The 19306-nt window shown below is 66.0% G+C and carries 17 protein-coding genes, 1 pseudogene and 1 riboswitch; of the genes and pseudogenes, 13 read left to right on the forward strand and 5 right to left on the reverse strand.

From position 1 onward, the window contains the following. Window positions 1–8: 8 nt before the first annotated feature. Both DK926_RS14205 and DK926_RS14210 read right to left on the reverse strand, forming a co-directional pair. A complete protein-coding gene (locus tag DK926_RS14205; RefSeq protein ID WP_114330958.1) occupies window positions 9–1166 on the reverse strand; it encodes an alpha/beta hydrolase in 1158 nt (385 codons plus the stop codon). Between the two features lie 98 nt (window positions 1167–1264). Next, window positions 1265–2047 (reverse strand): PIG-L family deacetylase, encoded by a 783-nt coding sequence (locus tag DK926_RS14210; protein WP_114330959.1) that lies wholly within the window; start codon window positions 2045–2047, stop codon window positions 1265–1267. Window positions 2048–2177: 130 nt separating this feature from the next. Between DK926_RS14210 and DK926_RS14215 the strand changes: the two are divergent. The 13 genes and pseudogenes from DK926_RS14215 to gcvP all read left to right on the forward strand — a co-directional run bounded on the left by DK926_RS14215 (window position 2178) and on the right by gcvP (window position 14157). After that, a pseudogene (locus DK926_RS14215) lies at window positions 2178–3825 on the forward strand (FAD-binding dehydrogenase). A gap of 73 nt (window positions 3826–3898) precedes the next feature. After that, complete coding sequence (locus tag DK926_RS14220) at window positions 3899–4306, forward strand: nitroreductase family deazaflavin-dependent oxidoreductase (RefSeq protein ID WP_114330960.1); 408 nt, start codon at window positions 3899–3901, stop codon at window positions 4304–4306. Further along, the gene (locus tag DK926_RS14225; RefSeq protein ID WP_114330961.1) at window positions 4303–4953 is read left to right on the forward strand and encodes a CoA pyrophosphatase; all 651 of its coding nucleotides are present in this window, start codon (window positions 4303–4305) and stop codon (window positions 4951–4953) included. Before DK926_RS14220 ends, DK926_RS14225 begins: the two co-directional genes overlap by 4 nt. 40 nt (window positions 4954–4993) lie before the next feature. Further along, the gene (locus tag DK926_RS14230; protein ID WP_243636803.1) at window positions 4994–5605 is read left to right on the forward strand and encodes a CDP-alcohol phosphatidyltransferase family protein; all 612 of its coding nucleotides are present in this window, start codon (window positions 4994–4996) and stop codon (window positions 5603–5605) included. Continuing rightward, window positions 5598–6452, forward strand: a complete 855-nt coding sequence (locus DK926_RS14235; protein ID WP_068431218.1) for a DUF881 domain-containing protein — start codon at window positions 5598–5600, stop codon at window positions 6450–6452. The genes DK926_RS14230 and DK926_RS14235 overlap by 8 nt, the downstream gene beginning before the upstream one ends. Next, window positions 6449–6865, forward strand: coding sequence for a DUF1290 domain-containing protein (locus tag DK926_RS14240; protein ID WP_084424016.1), 417 nt, complete (start codon window positions 6449–6451; stop codon window positions 6863–6865). Before DK926_RS14235 ends, DK926_RS14240 begins: the two co-directional genes overlap by 4 nt. Before the next feature lie 6 nt (window positions 6866–6871). Then, complete coding sequence (locus DK926_RS14245; RefSeq protein WP_243636804.1) at window positions 6872–7606, forward strand: DUF881 domain-containing protein; 735 nt, start codon at window positions 6872–6874, stop codon at window positions 7604–7606. A 39-nt stretch (window positions 7607–7645) separates the two neighbouring features. Then, window positions 7646–8050 carry a glycine cleavage system protein GcvH gene (gene gcvH, locus DK926_RS14250; RefSeq protein WP_068431214.1) on the forward strand — a complete coding sequence of 135 codons (405 nt, stop codon included), beginning with the start codon at window positions 7646–7648 and terminating at the stop codon, window positions 8048–8050. A gap of 179 nt (window positions 8051–8229) precedes the next feature. Beyond that, entirely contained in the window at window positions 8230–8727 is a 498-nt protein-coding gene (locus tag DK926_RS14255; RefSeq protein ID WP_068431211.1) for an FHA domain-containing protein, read from the forward strand. Then, window positions 8724–9461: a MerR family transcriptional regulator gene (locus tag DK926_RS14260; protein WP_114330962.1), complete on the forward strand. Its 738-nt coding sequence runs from the start codon at window positions 8724–8726 to the stop codon at window positions 9459–9461. The genes DK926_RS14255 and DK926_RS14260 overlap by 4 nt, the downstream gene beginning before the upstream one ends. Window positions 9462–9576: 115 nt before the next feature. Beyond that, window positions 9577–10050 (forward strand): bifunctional nuclease family protein, encoded by a 474-nt coding sequence (locus DK926_RS14265; RefSeq protein ID WP_068431205.1) that lies wholly within the window; start codon window positions 9577–9579, stop codon window positions 10048–10050. Window positions 10051–10320: 270 nt separating this feature from the next. Next, entirely contained in the window at window positions 10321–11019 is a 699-nt protein-coding gene (locus DK926_RS14270) for a MerR family transcriptional regulator (protein WP_243636805.1), read from the forward strand. Window positions 11020–11032: 13 nt separating this feature from the next. Then, window positions 11033–11130, forward strand: a riboswitch (glycine riboswitch). 147 nt (window positions 11131–11277) lie between these two features. Next, window positions 11278–14157 carry an aminomethyl-transferring glycine dehydrogenase gene (gene gcvP / locus DK926_RS14275; protein WP_243636806.1) on the forward strand — a complete coding sequence of 960 codons (2880 nt, stop codon included), beginning with the start codon at window positions 11278–11280 and terminating at the stop codon, window positions 14155–14157. Between the two features lie 4 nt (window positions 14158–14161). Here the strand turns inward: gcvP and DK926_RS14280 are convergent, their stop codons facing one another. From DK926_RS14280 to DK926_RS14290, 3 genes are all read right to left on the reverse strand, one after another. Further along, on the reverse strand, window positions 14162–15301 hold the full coding sequence (locus DK926_RS14280; protein WP_114330963.1) for a metallophosphoesterase: 1140 nt from the start codon (window positions 15299–15301) through the stop codon (window positions 14162–14164). Window positions 15302–15304: 3 nt separating this feature from the next. Continuing rightward, entirely contained in the window at window positions 15305–17032 is a 1728-nt protein-coding gene (locus tag DK926_RS14285; protein ID WP_243636807.1) for a substrate-binding and VWA domain-containing protein, read from the reverse strand. Window positions 17033–17108: 76 nt separating this feature from the next. Further along, window positions 17109–19283 carry a malate synthase G gene (locus tag DK926_RS14290; protein WP_114331020.1) on the reverse strand — a complete coding sequence of 725 codons (2175 nt, stop codon included), beginning with the start codon at window positions 19281–19283 and terminating at the stop codon, window positions 17109–17111. Window positions 19284–19306: the final 23 nt, after the last annotated feature.

Raw genomic sequence — 19306 nt, forward strand, 5'->3', positions numbered from 1 at the left:
AGCGTCGGTCACCCCGGCGACGTCGTCCGACGAGTGACGTCGCCGCTCACCGGGAGCGCCGAGCGGCCCGACGAGAACACGCGTGGTTCGAGAAACGGCAGTACACGGTCGACGACGGCATCGTTGTACCGCTGAGGTTCCTGGCGCGGATTCGCATGACCGGTTCCCGGCATGCGGACGACACGTAGTTGCCCGTCGGATCCACCTACCCGGTCGAACAGGATCGACTGCGAATAGTCGACGTCGACGACGCCGTCCGCGCGTCCGATCGAGGGACGCATGAAGACGATTGCCGGACTGGGCTTTCCGTCGACCGGGCGGTTCAGCGCATCGAGGTTGTCGAGTGCGCCGGACGCGACGATGGTCCTGAACTGCGACTCGATGAAACCGTTGCTCGCGGCCGAGGGGTTCAGGATCTTGTCCCGCATGACTTCGTCGAACGCGTCGACGGCGTCGTCCCAGTGGATTCTCGGGTACCACGACGAATGCAGGTCGACGAATCTCTCGGAGCGAGCGGCCATCTCGACGACGGTGCGTAGCGTGCGACTCTCACGCGCTCCCGGCAGCCAGCCGATCCACCGCAACAGGTTCTCACCTGCGTCTCGACTGCCTGCGCGCACGGCGTGCAGGTCGAGGGGCGTGCAGTCCAACACGATTCCGGTCACGCGGACGTCGCTGTCCTCGTACAGATGCTGCGCGACCTCGAGCGCGACGACGCCACCCATGCTGTGGCCGACCAGCACGACGTTCTTCACCCCCGCGGTCTTCGCGCGCGCGGCGATCAGCTGGCCGATCACCTCGGTGTCGAGACCGCGGTTGTCGTAGCGCACCGCCCAGACGCGGCCGATCGCACCGAATGCAGGGAGCGACATCGCGGTCGGTGCTGCATCGACGTTGCCCAGTCCGACCATGTCGACGACGGCGGTAGCGCGGTCTCGAGGTTCCGCTGCATCGACGATCTGATCGACCTGAGGAGTCGTCGACGCGAGTCTGCGTTGTTCGGGCACGACGTCGTGCTGCCAGTACAGATTCAGCACAAGCAGCAGTGGAATCAGGGTCAGTGCCGTGCGTAGGAGCGCGCGACGCGTTCGGCCGAGAACGATCCAGTCGTGCCCCAGCCGAGTCTGCGCCAGGCGCTCGCGACGCAGCCGGTCGTCCCATCGCACGAGGTGAACTCTCCGGACCTACTCGTTCGACTTCAGTGGTCGTCGACCACGGTACGCGTCGTCGGCGACACCACGACGCGGCCGCGTCGACGCGCAGGTCACCGAGGTGCGAAGGGGTCCGTCGCGTCGCCTCTCAGCTGTCGATGGATGAACCACTCCGTGCCGAGGGTGTCGCGTCGATCCAAGTCGTTCATGGCGACGAACTGGCTCGCGCCGCCGCCGCGCGCGAGTTCGGATTCGTGGGCCGTGAATGCGGCCCACTTCGTCTCGAAGAACTCCCGAACGTCGACGGTCACCGTCACGAGTTCGTCGTCGACGCCGGGGATTCCGGGGCCGGGCTGCGGTGCCGTGCCGCCGAACAGCGTTCCCCACCGGTTCTCGACCTCGCTGCGCGGAAACGTCGCGAAACACAGATGCGACGGCGCCCATGGCGTCCCGGCGTTCGGGTAGAGCTGGTGATGACTTGCGGCCTCCACAGCGGCAATGGTCACCCTGTGTGCGTGGACGTGGTCCGGATGTCCGTAGGAACCGAAGGCGTCGTACGTGACGACGACGTCGGGACGGAAGTCCCTGATGTGGCCGACGACTTTCCCGACCGCCTCGTCGAACGGCGCGGAACAGAACTTCACCCCGTCGTCGAACGCGTTGTCGGTATACCCGAGCAGGCGCGGCTCGCCGGCGCCCAGAATGTCGAGCGACCGCCGAAGTTCCTCGACCCGGCCGCTTCCCTCGCTCCACGTACAGGTGACGACGCCGGTCCGTCCGCCCCGACGAGCGGTGCGGGCCAACACGCCCCCGGTGAAGAGCGCTTCGTCGTCGGGGTGCGCGTGGACGCAGAGAACGCTGGGAACACGATCGTCGTCGGTGGTGCGAACGGGCATGGCAGGTACCTTCCGGTCGGCAGTCGACAGCAGAGTAGTGCAGAACCCGTGCGTTCGCCCTCGACTCGTTCGCCGTGGCGTCTACAGTCGGAGCGCAGTACCGGCGGGGTGTGGATGAGAAGGGGTGGACATGGTCGTTTCCAAGGCGGATGTCGTCGTCGTGGGGGCGGGCCTGGCAGGCCTGGTCGCGACGGCCGAGCTCGTGGCGTCGCGCAAGCACGTGATTCTGGTGGATCAGGAGAGCGAGGCCAATCTCGGTGGTCAGGCGTTCTGGTCGTTCGGTGGCTTGATTCTTCGTCGACAGTCCCGAGCAGCGCCGCCTCGGCATCAAGGATTCGCACGAGCTTGCCTTGCAGGACTGGATGGGCACGGCCGGGTTCGACCGCGAAGAAGACCGGTGGCCGCGTCGCTGGGCGGAAGCCTACGTCGAGTTCGCCGCAGGGGAGAAGCGAAGCTGGCTCCGGCAAAGAGGATTGAAGATCTTCCCGCTCGTCGGATGGGCGGAACGAGGTGGATACGGTGCCACCGGACACGGCAATTCGGTTCCGCGGTTCCACATCACCTGGGGGACAGGGCCTGCGCTCGTCGAGATCTTCGCCGATATCGTGCGCAAGGGCGTCACCGACGGGCTGGTCACGCTCGCGCACCGCCACCGTGTCGACGACATCGTCGTCACCGACGGCGCCGCTACCGGCGTGCGCGGCACCGTTCTCGAACCGTCGAGCGCGCCACGCGGAGTCCCGTCGTCGCGTCTCGGCATCGGAGAGTTCGAGTTCGACGCGCCCGCGGTCATCGTCACGTCCGGAGGCATCGGCGCGAATTGGGACCTGGTCAAGAAGAACTGGCCCGAGCGCATGGGGCCTGCGCCCAAGCACATGCTCACCGGTGTACCGGCGCACGTCGACGGCAGAATGCTGCAGATCACCGCCGACGCGGGCGCGAGCGTCATCAATCCGGACCGCATGTGGCACTACACCGAAGGAATCACCAACTTCGACCCGGTGTGGCCGAACCACGGCATCCGGATCCTGCCCGGCCCGTCGTCGCTGTGGCTCGACGCGCACGGACAACAGTTGCCCGCACCGCTGTTTCCCGGATTCGACACCCTCGGCACACTCGAACACATCGTCCGGACCGGATACGACTACTCGTGGTTCGTGCTCGATCAGAAGATCATCGAGAAGGAGTTCGGGCTGTCCGGCCAGGAACAGAACCCGGACCTGACGGGCAAGAGCGTCCGCAAGCTTCTCGAACGCGTGCGATCCGGAGCACCGGGACCGGTCGAAGCCTTCAAGCGTCGCGGCGAGGATTTCGTCGTCGCCGACTCGATAGGCGAACTGGTAGCCGGCATGAACCGGATCGGCGAGGTCGAACTGAAAGCAGGCGACATCGAACGACTGGTCACCGCACGCGACCGGGAAATGGACAACGACTTCAGCAAGGACCTGTCGGTGTCGGCCATTCATGCGGCCCGTAGATACAGGGGCGACAAGGCCGCACGGATCGCCGCGCCGCATCGGATGTCCGATCCTGCGTCGGGACCCTTGATCGCCGTCAAGCTCCATCTTCTGACCCGGAAGACACTCGGCGGGCTCGAAACCGACCTCGATTCCCGAGTTCTTCGTCGCGACGGACAACCGTTCGACGGGCTGTTCGCAGCCGGTGAAGTGGCCGGGTTCGGTGGAGGCGGAGTCCACGGATACCGGTCGCTCGAGGGCACATTCCTGGGTGGATGCATCTTCTCGGGCCGAGCTGCAGGTCGCGCCGCGGCGCGTTGACCGGAGCCGGTGTTTCGACGCCCCGTCTCGGTAGAGTGAACCGCACCGTTCAGCCGCAGACGAGGAGTGTTCGATGGCCGATTTCAACGAGCAAGTCATCGCGGAGTTCCGCGCGAATCACGGCAAAGTGGGAGGGCCGTTCGAGGGGGCGCCACTGCTGCTGCTTCACAGCACGGGGGCCAAGTCCGGTGCTCGGCGCATCAGCCCCGTGATGTACCTGCCCGACGACGATCGTTACGTCATCTTCGCGTCGAAGGCAGGGGCCGACACGAATCCCGACTGGTACCACAACCTCAAGGCCAACCCGGATGCCGCGATCGAGGTGGGGGATTCGACGGTCGACGTCGTGGCATCGGAGATCACCGGCACCGAGCGTGACGAGTTGTATCGCAAACAGGCAGAGCTGTACCCCGGCTTTGCGGAGTACGAGAAGAAGACGTCGCGGGTCATTCCCGTCGTCGCGTTGTCGGCGAAGTCCTGACAGCGAACACGGCGGACGCGTCGGGCGCCGGTGAACCGCCCGACTACCGACTCGAACGCTCCGACGTCGTCGCTGCTCTCTCGTCGTTCGTCCCCACGACGGTCCCAGCCCGGGCGAAGCGGGCCGCGTCCGTGGCGCTGGCGATCGGTGGCACACCGGGACACCGACGACTGCTTCTCACCAAACGGCCGTCGCGCCTGCGTGCACACCCGGGGCAGTTCGCGTTGCCCGGCGGCAGTGTGGATCCGGGCGAGTCGTCGGTCGAGGCCTGCCTGCGTGAACTGCACGAGGAGCTCGGGTTGCGGGCAGACCAGGATGCCGTGCTGGGACGCCTCGACGACTACGAGACCAGATCGGGCTACGTGATCACGCCGTTCGTCGTCTGGGTCGGTGACCGCTTGGCCGAACTGAAACCGAGTCCCGACGAGGTCGCCATCGTGTACGAGGTCGGGGGGTCGGAAATCGACATCGATCCGCGATTCGTGACCATCGAGCAATCGGAACGACCGGTGATCCAGTGGCCGTTCCGCGAGTCGCTCGTCCACGCGCCCACGGGCGCGGTGGTTCACCAGTTCCGAGAGGTGGTACTTCGAGGACGACACACACGCGTGGCAGACTTCGAACAGCCGGTGTTCGCGTGGCGCTGACGCATCTGCGTTCGACAGTTCAGGAATCGAGGTGCGAGTGGTGAGTCCGTCCGAAACCGATCGGGGCGATCGCATCCTGACCGTTCCGAACGTTCTCAGTGTGCTCCGTCTGCTGCTGATTCCGCTGTTCCTCTACCTGCTCCTGGTCCGCCACGCCGACGGTCTCGCACTCGCCGTGCTGCTCGCGAGCGGTGCGACCGACTGGCTCGACGGGAAGCTCGCCCGCGCCCTCGACCAGTCGTCACGGCTCGGTGAACTGCTCGATCCACTGGTGGATCGGCTGTCGGTAGTGACCGCGCTCGTCGCATTCGTCGTGCGCGGCATCATTCCGTGGTGGGTTGCGGCCTTGCTGATCGGGCGGGATCTCGTCCTGGCGGGAACGATGTTCGTGTATCGGCGACGGGGACTCCCTCCGCCGCAGGTCATCTACCTCGGCAAGGCGGCGACGTTCGTCATCATGATGGCGTTGCCCGTCCTGCTGATCGCTGCAGGGGATTCGACCGTCGCCGACGTGTGCTCGCCGATCGGATATGCACTCCTTGTCTGGGGGACGGCACTGTACACGTGGACCGGCATCTTGTACACGTACCAGGCGATTCTCGTCGGCATGACGACTCCGACAGCCGAAAGCAGGCCGACTCCTCATGCGTAGGCCGGCGCAGCGCAATCCCCAGTCCTCGCTCCTTCGGTCGCTGACGTCGGAGCATCTGGACCCGGGCTACGCGGCCGCGTCGGAATCTCGCCACGCGAAGAACAACCGCTCGCGACGGTCGGCCGCCACCTGGACGATCGCAGGAACGCTCGCGGTCGGGGCAGTGTTCGGCGTTGCCGTCGGCCGCACAGCGCTCGACCCGTCCGATGCTCCGGGGGTGGGACGAGATGCGCTCGGTGCAGCTCGCGAGGCGTCGCATCGCGCCGACGAGCTCGACGCGCAGCGCGCCGAACTGGTCGTCGCGGTCGACGAGGCACGACGAGAAGCCTTGCAGAGCGACGATGCGGGCAACGACGTACTCGGCTCGCTGCAGTCCGTCGCGGACGCGGCAGGAACGACGCCCGTGACGGGCCCCGGCATCAGCGTCGTGGTGTCCGAGCCGCCGGCCGCGGCAACCCTGTCCGACGCGTCCACACGGCCCCGCGGATCGTCCGCCGCGACCGTGTTGGATCGAGACCTGCAAGTCGTCGTCAACTCCCTCTGGGCCAGCGGCGCCGAAGCGGTTGCGGTCGGCGGCATCAGGATCGGTCCTGGTGTCACCATCAGGCAGGCCGGAGGGGCGATGCTCGTCGACAATCGGCCGGTGCCGTCGCCCTACACCGTGTCGGCGATAGGGTCGCCGACACAGCTGCAAGCTCGATTCTCGGTCAGCGACGCGTACCTCCGGATGTCGGCGCTGTCGCAGCTCTACCGCGTCGGATTCGACGTGCGAGCCGAGTCCGAGATCGATCTACCCGCAGCGGCCAGCCGCCCGATCGCCCTCGCACACCAGGACGGCCCACGATGACCGACGAGCGCACGCACAAGGACGTCGACGATTCTCCGCACGAACCGCCGGAGCACCGGCGACGCGGTGGCAGCCTGATTCTGTTGGCCTTCGTGGCACTCGCGATCGGTGTCGTCATCGGGAGCGTCGCGAGTCCCGAGGTGCCCGACCCCGTGGCCCCGTATCTGCCCATCGCGGTCGTGGCCGCGTTGGACGCCGTGTTCGGCGGTCTTCGTGCCTACCTCGACGAGATCTTCGACGCGAAGGTGTTCGTCGTCTCGTTCGTCTTCAACGTGCTCGTTGCCGCGTCGATCGTGTGGCTCGGCGATCAGCTCGGTGTCGGAACCCAACTGTCGACCGCGATCGTCGTCGTCCTCGGTATCAGGATCTTCGGAAACGCTGCGGCACTCCGGCGCCGCCTGTTCGGAGCGTGAGACACGGTGTCGCAGGAAGGTCGCCATCAACGCCGCGGTGAGAACCGTCGTCGGTCGGTCGTGTTCGGATGCCTGGCTGTTCTGCTGATGACGGTCCTCGGAATCGGCCTGGCCGCGCAGGTGCGAGTCAACGACAACGAGGACTATCTCGACTCCGCGAGGCCGGCCGATCTGCTCGTCGTGTTGGACAACCTCGGCCGCCGAGAGGCAGCCATCCGGGAGGACATCGCCACCCTGCAGAACACGTTGACGACGCTGCAGAGCGAGAGCGGGGGATCCGGCGCGGCGCTGGACGAGGCTCGCGCCGAGCTCGACGCACTGTCGATCCAGGTCGGGTCGGTCGCAGCGACCGGGCCTGGCGTCGTCGTCACGGTGACCGATCCACGAAACGGCGTCGGGTCCGAGGTTCTCGTCGATGCAGTACAGGAACTTCGAGCAGCCGGTGCCGAAGCGATGCAGATCGCCGGTGCCACAGACGAAACGGTTCGCATAGGCATCGATTCCTGGATCGCCGGTCCGGCGGGTAACACGGTGGTCGACGGCCGGGAATTGAAGGCGCCCTTCGTCATCACCGCGATCGGCGACCCGCTGACGCTGTCGGCCGCGCTGGACATCCCCGGTGGCGTCGTCGACACGGTTGCGAAAAGCAGTGGGGAGTGCGCAGTGTCTCAATCTCAGCAGGTCACCGTGTCTGCCTTGCGAGACCCGCGATCACGTCAATACGCTCAGCCCGGAAACTAGGTCGAGCCCGCTCGACTACCACCCGAAAGGACCGCCGAGTTGAGTGACAACGCGCCATCCGCCGAATTGTCGTACACGCCCGAGCACGAATGGGTTCTGCGGACGGGACCGACGACGGTCAGGATCGGCATCACCGACTTCGCCCAAGGACAACTCGGCGACGTCGTCTTCGTTCAACTTCCGTCCGTCGGCGACGAGGTCACAGCAGGAACTTCGTTGGGCGAGGTCGAGTCGACGAAGAGCGTGTCCGACGTCTTCGCGCCGTTGACGGCGAAAGTCGTTGCTGTCAACGAAGATCTGGATGCTGCGCCCGAGAAGGTCAACTCGGGTCCGTACACCGACGGGTGGTTGGTGGAGTTGGAAGTCGACACCGAAGCGACACTGGACGCGGCGGTGTCACAGATGCTCGACGCGGACGGATATGCTGCCATTACGGCCGGGTAACTTCGCGGGAGCGGACCGGAGAAACGGTCTACACCCATGCTCGTGTGCAGGGTACGGTCGTGGGTATGTAGATGCCGTGTCGGGGGCACAGGTCCGCACAAAGAACTGAACGTGAAAGCTGTCTACTGCGAGACCCGAGGTGTACGTCGCCCGGGTGATCGGACTGAGAAGGAGAAACGGTGAGCGAGAACGACAACGACGGCATCTACGGAGAGTCGCCGGCGGAGACCACTTCGGTCTTCCGTGCAGACTTCCTGCAGGAGCTGGACAACTCGGCGACGAGTCAGACGTCCGAGGCTCCGGTGTCGGGTGTGGAGGGCCTTCCGGTCGGGTCCGCGCTTCTCGTGGTGAAGAGAGGCCCGAACGCCGGCTCCCGTTTCCTGCTCGACCAGCCGACGACGTCGGCCGGCCGTCACCCCGACAGTGACATCTTCCTGGACGACGTGACCGTGAGCCGTCGCCACGCAGAATTCCGCCAGGACGAGGACGAGTTCCAGGTCGTCGACGTGGGCAGCCTGAACGGCACGTACGTCAACCGTGAACCGGTCGACTCTGCCGTTCTGGCCAACGGTGACGAGGTACAGATCGGAAAGTTCCGCCTGGTCTTCCTGACCGGGCCTCGCGGCGGTGCCGGTACTCAGGTCGGCGAGTCGTCTGCGGGTGCGGGCAGCCAGTGACCGCCGTCGGGCAGCGGTCTCCCGGGGGGATGTCGATTGGCTCCGTCCTCGATCGACTACGGCCCGACTTCCCCGACGTCACCATCTCCAAGATTCGATTTCTCGAAGCGGAGGGATTGATCTCGCCGGAACGTACGCCGTCCGGCTATCGGCGGTTCTCCATCGCCGATTGCGAACGCCTGAAGTACGTATTGACGGCGCAGCGAGATCAGTACCTGCCACTGAAGGTCATCAAGGAGCAACTGGAGGCCATCGACAGTGGCGCGGCGCGTGTCGAGCGTGCCGAGCCGACCTCCCGCCGGCCGCGCTCGCTGAGCGTCGCGCCGGGGGAGGTGTCGCCGGAAGAGTTCCTCGCCGACCGTGAGGTGCGTCTGAGCAAGAGCGATCTGTTGGAGCGCGCGGAAATCGAGGATTCGTTCCTCACCGAGCTGATTCGCGCCGGCCTGATCACGCCCGGCCAGGCCGGGTTCTACGACGAAGGCTCGGTCGTTCTGGCCAAGACCGCACATGCGATGTTGCAATTCGGACTCGAAGTTCGGCACCTTCGCGCGTTCAAATTGGCCGCCGACCGCGAGGCGGGTCTGGTCGCGCAGATCGCCGGGCCCGTTGCGAAGAGCCGAGACGCCGGCGCGCGAGACCGCGCGGAGGAGATGATCCGCGAACTCGCGGCGTTGTCGCTGACTCTGCACACGTGTCTCGTGAAGGCAGCGGTGCGCGGGGCACTCGATCGTTGATGTACGGAGGAATGTCGGCGGACACCACTACGACCGCCGACTTCCCATAGACTCGAATGCAGTGGACGGACCCAGACCTGCGGCCCGATTTCAACGCGTGTGGGAGGCAGTCACCATGAGTGAGATGCGAGTCGTCGGTATCAGGGTCGAGCAGCCGCAGAACCAGCCGGTTCTCCTGCTGCGGGAGTCCGACGGAGAACGGTATCTGCCCATTTGGATCGGGCAGACGGAGGCGGCAGCCATCGCGCTGGAGCAGCAAGGCGTCCAGCCGGCCCGGCCGCTGACCCACGACCTGATCAAAGACCTGATCGGCGCCCTCGGGCACACCCTGAAAGAGGTTCGAATCGTCGACCTCCAGGAGGGCACGTTCTACGCCGATCTCGTGTTCGACAAAGAGGTGCGCGTCTCGGCTCGACCGTCCGATTCGGTCGCCATCGCGCTGCGCGCAGGAGTTCCCATCTACGCGGAGGAACCGGTCCTCGCCGAAGCGGGCTTGCTGATGCCCGACGAACGCGAAGACGAAGTCGAGAAGTTCAAGGAGTTTCTCGAGTCGGTGTCCCCGGATGATTTCAAGGCCACCGGCGGGTAGAACGACCGATTCGATAACGGAAGAGTCTCAACCTCAACTTTAGGTTCAGAGTTACGGCGCGTTGCGTTGATTCGCCCTCACTCGGGTCCTAACGTTCCGCCTGTGAGTTCCGCTCGGCGATCCCATGTCGTCGCTGCGTGCCGGGGAGTACTCTGGCCTCGTACGCGGAATGGACCTCACGCGGCAGGAAGCCGGGAATTCAGCCCGGCCGGATCGAACGAAGTTGGCGATCCGTGCGCAGTGTCGAGACATCCGAAGAGGGAGCAGTCAGTGGGAGATCAGCCGCAGGAACGCCGCCACGGTTCAGCGTCCGACACGCCGGGCACCGCTGAACAGGACGCGGTGGACACGGCGTCGTCCGACACCGCATCGCCCGAGACCACCGCATCGCCCGAGACCACGGCGGCCCCGGCGACTCCGGTCCCGGACTTCCAGCCAGGCTTGTTTCCGGACGATTCGGTCCCGGACGAACTTGTCGGCTACCGCGTTCCCAGCGCGTGCCAGATCGCGGGCATCACGTATCGGCAGCTCGACTACTGGGCTCGCACCGGGCTTGTCGTCCCGTCCATCCGGAGCGCGGCGGGTTCGGGTAGTCAGCGTCTCTACTCCTTCAAGGACATGCTCGTCCTGAAGATCGTCAAGCGTCTCCTCGACACCGGAATCTCGCTGCAGAACATCCGTGTCGCCGTCGATCATCTGCGTCAGCGCGGTGTCGGCGACCTGGCCAACATCACGCTGTTCTCCGACGGCACGACGGTGTACGAGTGCACGTCGGCCGAGGAGGTCGTCGACCTGCTGCAGGGCGGACAGGGTGTCTTCGGAATCGCGGTGAACGGCGCCATGCGTGAACTCACCGGCTTGATCGCTGACTTCCCGGCCGAACGCGCCGACGGCGGCGATTTCGAGACGACGCCCGAGGACGAACTCGCGTCGCGACGCAAGAATCGCGCCAGCCGAAAGACCGGTTAGACTTTTCGCACGTCGCGCTTACGCGGGAGAGTTCCGGGACAGCCAGTCTCGGGCGCCGAAGGAGCAACACCTCCCCGTCAATCTCTCAGGCACACGGACCGTGTGAGCCTCGACGTCTCTGGAAAGTGATGGGAGCACCCATCCGCCCAAGGGGAAAGGCCGGACGACGTCGTCGCCCGGGCCGAATCTCTCAGGCGCCCGCGTCGGTGGGCATGCGACAGAGGGGGAGGGCCCTGTCGCACGCACCTGGAGTGGCTCGTGATCGATCCGACCGTCCCCACCTACTCTTCGTCGACGCCGAGCGAGCACGTGTTCGCCGATCGGCATATCGGACCCAGCGCCGACGAACTCGAACGAATTCTGCACGTGGTCGGGGTGCCGACGCTCGACGACCTCGCGACGAAGTCCGTGCCGCAGGCGATCCTCGACGACGCGCCGTCAGGAGTAGGCGCCGGCCTCGACGCGTTGCCGCTCCCGGTCGGCGAGCACGACGCGCTTGCCGAACTCGCGCAGCGCGCGGAGCAGAACACGGTCGCGGTCTCGATGATCGGACTCGGCTACTACGACACACTGACGCCCCCGGTCATCACCCGCGGCATCCTGGAGAACCCGGCCTGGTACACCGCGTACACGCCGTATCAGCCGGAAATCAGCCAAGGTCGGCTCGAGGCGTTGCTGAACTTCCAGACGATGGTGGCGGATCTGACGGGCATGGAGGTCGCGAACGCGTCCATGCTCGACGAGGCGACCGCTGCAGCCGAAGCGATGACATTGCTCCGACGAGCGAACCGGGCGTCGACGTCACCGAGATTCGTCGTCGACACCGACGTCTTCCCACAAACGCTTGCGGTGCTCGAGACGCGCGCGGCCCCGCTCGGGATCGAACTGGTGCGGTGCGACCTGTCGCACGGTCTTCCGGACGGTGAGTTCTTCGGGTTGCTGACGCAGACACCCGGTGCGAGCGGCGTGGTACGCGATCTGTCGGACATCGTTGCCCGCGCGCACGAGCGGGGTGCGCTCGTGGCCGTCGGCGCCGATCTTCTCGCGCTGACACTCGTGACTCCGCCCGGGGAGGTGGGAGCGGACGCCTGCTTCGGAACTTCTCAGCGCTTCGGTGTGCCGATGGGCTACGGCGGCCCGCACGCCGGCTACCTGGCCGTTCGATCGGCGCATTCGCGGCAGCTGCCCGGACGGCTCGTCGGGGTGTCCGTCGACGCCGACGGCGACGTGGCCTACCGTCTGGCGCTGCAGACCAGAGAGCAGCACATCCGTCGTGAGAAGGCGACGTCGAACATCTGCACCGCGCAGGTGTTGCTGGCGATCGTCGCGGCGATGTACGCGAGTTACCACGGCAGCGACGGCTTGCGTTCGATGGCGTTGCGGGTCAATGCGCGTGCAACTGCTCTCGCGGCGGGGTTACGCGGTGCGGGTGTCTCGCTGGCCGGTGACGCGTTCTTCGACACCGTGACGGCGACAGTTCCGGGGCGTGCCGGCGCCGTCGTGGCCGCCGCCAAGGAGGCGGGTATCAACCTGCGCCTCGTCGACGACGACACCGTGAGTGTGTCCTGCGACGAAGCGACGACGGACGAGCACGTCGACGCGGTGCTCGCGGCGTTCGGTGCCGAGCGGTCCGATGCGGAACGCGTCGACTCGCTTCCTGCATCTGCCCGACGCACGTCCGAGTTCCTGACGCATCCTGCCTTTACCCGGCACCGCACCGAGACCTCCATGCTGCGATATCTACGCATGTTGTCCGACAAGGACATCGCGCTCGATCGCAGCATGATTCCGCTCGGTTCGTGCACGATGAAGCTCAACGCGACCGCGGAGATGGAATCGATCACGTGGCCGCAGTTCGCGAGGCTGCACCCGTTCGCGCCCGACGATGACACAGCAGGCATCAGGTCCATCATCGCCGACGTCGAGAAGTGGCTCGTCGACATCACCGGCTACGACGCGGTGAGCCTGCAGCCGAACGCCGGCAGTCAAGGCGAATACGCTGGGCTGCTTGCCATTCGGGACTATCACATCGGTCGCGGCGACGGTCATCGGAACATCTGTCTCATTCCGTCGAGTGCGCACGGCACCAACGCGGCGTCCGCGGTCATGGTCGGTATGAAGGTCGTGGTCGTCGCATGTCGCACCAACGGCGACGTGGACGTGGACGATCTGCGCGCGAAGATCGATCAGCATGCCGACTCGTTGGCCGCGATCATGATCACGTATCCGTCCACCCACGGTGTGTACGAGCATCAGATCGACGACATCTGTGCCGCGGTCCACGACGCGGGCGGCCAGGTGTACGTCGACGGCGCGAACCTCAATGCACTTGTCGGACTGGCCCGTCCGGGAAAGTTCGGCGGAGACGTCAGCCACCTCAATCTGCACAAGACGTTCTGCATCCCGCACGGCGGTGGCGGCCCGGGTATCGGACCCATCGGCGTCCGTGCCCACCTGCAGCCGTACCTACCGGGACATCCGCTGCGCGAGGGACTCGGAGGCGGCGCACCGGTCGCCGCTGCGCCGTACGGAAGCGCGTCGATCCTGACGATCACGTGGGCTTACATTCGGATGATGGGTGCGGTGGGACTGCGACGTGCGACGCTGACGGCCATCGCGTCGGCGAACTACATCGCCCGTCGCCTCGACGAGCACTTCCCCGTGCTCTATACGGGCGACAACGGCATGGTCGCTCACGAATGCATCCTCGATCTTCGTGAGCTGACCAAGCGAACCGGTGTGACCGTCGACGATGTGGCAAAAAGGTTGGCGGACTACGGTTTCCATGCACCGACGATGAGCTTCCCGGTCGCCGGGACGCTCATGGTCGAGCCTACCGAAAGCGAAAGTCTCGAGGAGATCGATGCATTCTGCGACGCGATGATCGCCATCCGCGTCGAGATCGATCGCGTCGGCTCGGGCGAATGGCCCGTCGACGACAACCCGTTGCGGGGCGCCCCGCACACCGCGCGCAGCCTCGCGCGGGAGTGGTCTCATCCGTACACGCGCGAGGAGGCCGCATTCCCCGACACGGGCGCCGGGCGAGCCAAGGTGTGGCCTGCCGTGCGGCGAATCGACGGCGCGCACGGAGACCGCAACCTGGTCTGCTCGTGCCCGCCGATCGAATCGTTCGCCTGAACGGTCAGGACGACACGAGTCGCAGCATCGCGATCTCCGGCGGTGCTGCGACTCGCACCGGAGGACCCCATGCGCCCGCACCCCTGGTGGTGTACAGCGTCGTGTTTCCGACCCGATCGAGGCCCTCGACGCTCGGCTGCTGCAGCGGCACGAGGTACCGCAACGGCCAGATCTGCCCCGCATGCGTGTGGCCCGACACCTGCATGTCGACTCCCATCTCCGACGCTTCCTCCGCCTGCAGCGGCTGATGCGCGAGCAGCAGCGAAAATCGTTCGGGGTCACGACCTTCGAGAGCGGCTGCGAGGTCGGGCTCGTACGGTGCAGGTGCGGTCGCGTCGTTGATTCCGACGATGTCGATGTCCTGGCCTCCGCGGCTGACGGTGGCTCGCTCGTTGCGCAGCACCGTCACCCCGAGCGACGACCACAGATCGAGCCACTTTCCGCCGTCGTCGGCGTAGAACTCGTGGTTCCCGCTCACTCCGAACACGCCCAGAGGCGCCGACAGTTGCCGCAGTGGCTCCAGATCCGAACCGACGAGTTCGACGGTGCCGTCGATGAGGTCACCGTCGAGCACGACGACGTCCGGCGCTTGCGCGTTGACGTCGTCGACGATCTTCTGCACGAAGTCCCGGCCGCGCGACGGGCCTGCGTGGACGTCGGACACCAATGCTATTCGGAGACCGGCGAACTCGTCGGGTAGGCGGTCCAGCGCGACCGTGGTGTCGGTGATGCGGGGATGCGCGGCCTCGACGAGGCCGTACCCGACGGCAGCGACGGACGCCGCCGCGACCACTGCGGAACCCACCCGTGTCACCCGCCGACGGGTGGCAACGGAGTCGCGGCCGCGTGCGGCCGCCGCGATGCGGATCGCGAAGGTCGCCAGACCGACGAGAAGGGTACCCAGTACGAGGTAGAGCACCACGGCGAGCCAGCTGAGACCGACGAACGCCGGAATGCGTGCCCATGCGGGGTCGAACAGTTCACCGGAACCGATTCCGATCAGGGCAAGGGCCCACATGACGACCAGTACGACGTCGACGACGAGGGAGTAGGGGCGAGGCAGTCGAGTTGCTCTGACGTAACGCAGATGCAGCACAAGTGCGACGAGCGCGAGGAACGTGCCGAACACGAGCAGGCGTGTCATGTTTCAGTACAGCAACTTTCGGAGAAGGTCGAGGAGTTCGGGCCCGTCCGACGAACCGACGGTGGTTGTCGAACCCCCGGTCGTGTCGGACATGGACTGCAACGTGCGAATGTCGGAATTGGTTCCGATGGACACTACATCGATGGCCACCGGCTTGTCGGGCTCGGCGAGGTCGGACAGCATGCGCAGGAATCGATCCGACGATATCGACGCGTCGTCGTTCGGTCCGTCGGTGACGAGAACGACGCTGTTCGGCCGGCCCGGCACGTAGTTGTCCACGGCGTCGACATAGGCGGCCACGACGGATTCGTAGGTCGACGTCGATGTCTCGGGACGCAGCGCGCTCGCCGCCGAAACAAGAGCATCGCGTCGCGTTCCCGATGCGATCTGCTCGTCGAGAGGGCCGGTGGGCACCGCTGTCCGGAATGCCCGCTGACCGTCGAGATTCGCGCTGTAGACCCACAATCCGAGATCGGACGCGCCGACGACGGACTCGAACTGCTGGTTCAGCGCGTCGACCGTGTTCTGCAAGCGCGTCCTGGCACCTTCGGTCGTGTCCATCGAACCGGACACGTCGAGCAAGACCGTCGCGCGACGTGGCGTCGCAGGGTCTCGAACCGCGTCGATCAACGCCTGCCGCGTGTCCGACGCGGTCGCCGCAGCCTCGGCTTCGATGTCTCCGACGTCGAAACCGGCGTCGGAGAAGACGGTGGCGTTGGCGGGCTGCCGTACGAACTCGACGAACTGAGCGGCTGCCCGGTCGAGCGTGTCGGTCGAGAAGCCGCTTCCCAGAATCGCAGCGGGATGGTCCGCGACGGGCGTCGCACCGACGGGCGCGTACGTGGACAGTCCTGTCTGGGCGGACGCGCGCAGCTGCTGCGCGGTGACGGGGACCGTGTGCACATCCGAGTTCGGGGAGGGATCGGCACTGATCCGTGCGAGGACCGCATCGGTCGAGTCGACGGAGACGGCGCTCTGTCCTCGATCGGTGGTCGCGAGCGCCGACATGGCCGACACGACGGCCCCGCTGCGTGCCTGTTCCAACGACAGCGATCCAGTCGGTGACTCGACCGTCGTGGCTGCCACCGCGGCCAATGCAGGGGAGGTCGATGCCGCATCGGGCCCGGTAGGCACCTGCAGGCGGAGCCCACCCCAGCCGGGTAGCCCCAGTGCGTCCAGCCCGTCCGACGCGCGTTGCAGGCGAGGCAGATCCGCCCATCCGACGCTGCCGGCGGACAACGCGGACGTGACAGCGTCCGGGCCTGCGAGCACGATCGGAGAACTGGCGACCGATCGGGGCGTGCCGTCGATCGTTCCGGGGGGAACCCCCTGCAGAGCGTCGGACGAGCGCGGAATCCACAGTGCGGGAACAGCGCCGAGAGCGGCGGGGTCCCAGTTGTCCGGGCCGGCTGCGACGGCACTGGCCATCGCAGCCGTGGGCGTCGTCGCGACGTCGACTGTGACGCAATGGTCGCGCACGATCGGGTTGGTGGCGTCGAAACGCGCGGCCAATTCGGTGACCATGGGCGAGATGTCCGGATCGACGGTCACCGGCAACGTCAACGGACCCTCGACGCACGTACTCGCCGCCTGCACGCCCTGGTCCGCGATTCGATCTCGCAATTGGAACCATCCGAACACGGCGAGCACCACCACGATGATGATGCCCGCCGCGATCACCGGTCCCTTGCTGATACCCCGGGAGCCCCCCGACGTGCGATGTTCACCCACGTGGAAAGACTACAAGCGCTGTGCGACAGCAGAGCTTGCGGACCGACCCATGGAGTCCGGGATATCGCGTCGGCTCCTACTTGGCGGCCGCCTTGTACTCGCGGCGGCGGCGGTGCAGGATCGGCTCGGTGTAGCCGTTGGGCTGGCCGGCGCCCTGGAAGATCAGGTCGCTGGCTGCTTGGAAGGCGATGTTCGAGTCGAAGTCCGGTGCCAGGTTCTTGTATGCCGGGTCTCCTGCGTTCTGGCGATCGACGACCGGTGCCATGCGCTGCAGCGATTCACGGACCTGGTCCTCGGTGACGATGCCGTGCCGAATCCAGTTCGCGAGGAACTGGCTCGAAATACGCAGCGTTGCACGGTCTTCCATCAACGCGATGTCGTTGATGTCCGGCACCTTCGAGCAGCCGACGCCGTGGTCGATCCACCGCACCACGTAGCCGAGGATGGACTGCGCGTTGTTGTCGAGTTCGCGCTGCTTCTGCTCGTCCGACCAGTCGGTGGCCGGTGCCAACGGGATCTCGAGGATCTCGTCGACGGTGGCCCGCTTGGCTTTCGCGATCTCTTCCTGCCGGGCGAAGACGTCGACCTTGTGGTAGTGCAGGGCGTGCAGCGTCGCGGCGGTCGGCGACGGCACCCAGGCGGTGTTCGCTCCGGCCTTGGGGTGGCCGATCTTCTGCTCGAGCATGTCGTGCATCAGATCGGGCATGGCCCACATGCCTTTTCCGATCTGCGCCTTACCTTCGAGGCCTGCGGCGAGTCCGGTGTCGACATTGAAATCCTCGTAGGCCTTGATCCAGGTCTGTGCCTTCATCTCGCCCTTGGGGACGACCGGCCCGGCCTCCATCGAGGTGTGGATCTCGTCGCCGGTGCGGTCGAGGAAGCCGGTGTTGATGAACACCACGCGTTCCTTCGCGGCCTCGATCGCGGCCTTGAGGTTGACCGTCGTACGACGCTCTTCGTCCATGATGCCGACCTTGAGCGTGTTCTCCGGCAGGCCGAGGACCTGCTCGACGCGCCCGAACAGCTCGACGGTGAACGCGACCTCGTCGGGGCCGTGCATCTTCGGCTTCACGATGTACAGCGAGCCCGTGCGCGAGTTCTTCAGCACGTTGTCCTCGGTCAGCGAGTGCAGACCGGCAAGCGAGGTGAAGAGAGCGTCGAGGATGCCTTCGGGGACCTCGTTGCCGTCGGCGTCCAGAATTGCATCGGAGGTCATCAAGTGACCGACGTTGCGCACGAACAGCAGCGAACGTCCATGCAGCGTCAGTTCGCTTCCGTCGATCGCGGTGTAGACGCGGTCCTCGTTCAGGGTGCGGGTGAAGGTCTTGCCGCCCTTGGTGACTTCCTCGGCGAGGTCGCCGCGCATCAGTCCGAGCCAGTTGCGGTAGCCGAGCACCTTGTCGTCGGCGTCGACCGCGGCGACGGAGTCCTCGAAGTCCATGATCGTGGTGACCGCGGACTCGAGCAGCACGTCCTTGACACCCGCGGCATCGGTCTTGCCGATCGGGCTTTCGGCGTCGATCTGGATCTCGAGGTGCAAACCGTTGTGGCGCAGCAGGATTGCCGACGGCGCATCCGGGGTGCCCTGGTAGCCGAGGAGCTGCGACGGATCTGCCAGACCGACGGTCGAGCCGTCGGCGAGCGTGACCGACAGGGACGCGGCATCCACGACGTACTTGGTCGTGCCGACATGGCTACCGGACGACAGGGGCGCTGCCTCGTCGAGGAACTCGCGGGCGAATGCGATGACCTTGTCGCCGCGAACCTTGTTGTAGCTGGTGCCCTTCTCGGCGCCGCCCTCTTCGGAGATGGCGTCGGTGCCGTACAGCGCGTCGTACAACGATCCCCAGCGGGCGTTCGATGCGTTGATCGCGAAGCGTGCGTTCAGGACCGGAACAACGAGCTGCGGGCCCGCGGTCGAGGTGATCTCGGTGTCGACGCCCGCGGTGGTGATGTGGAAGTCGGCCGGCTCGTCGGTCAGGTAGCCGATGTCCTTCAGGAACGTCTTGTAGGCGGCGCGGTCGTAGTTCGGTCCCGCATGTTCACCGTGCCAGGCGTCGACCTTGCCCTGGATTTCGTCACGGACGGCGAGCAGCGCCTTGTTCTTCGGGGACAGGTCGGTGATGACGGCTTCCGCGCCCGCCCAGAACTTGTCTGCGTCGACGCCGGTACCCGGAAGTGCCTCGTTCTGGACGAAGTCGTACAGCACCTCGGCAACCTGCAGTCCGCCAACAGTTTTGCGATCGGTCATGAATCCCTCGCTCTTTCCGGTCA

This window comes from Rhodococcus sp. Eu-32, from assembly GCF_003336925.1.
Taxonomy (GTDB): Bacteria; Actinomycetota; Actinomycetes; order Mycobacteriales; family Mycobacteriaceae; genus Rhodococcoides; species Rhodococcoides kyotonensis_B.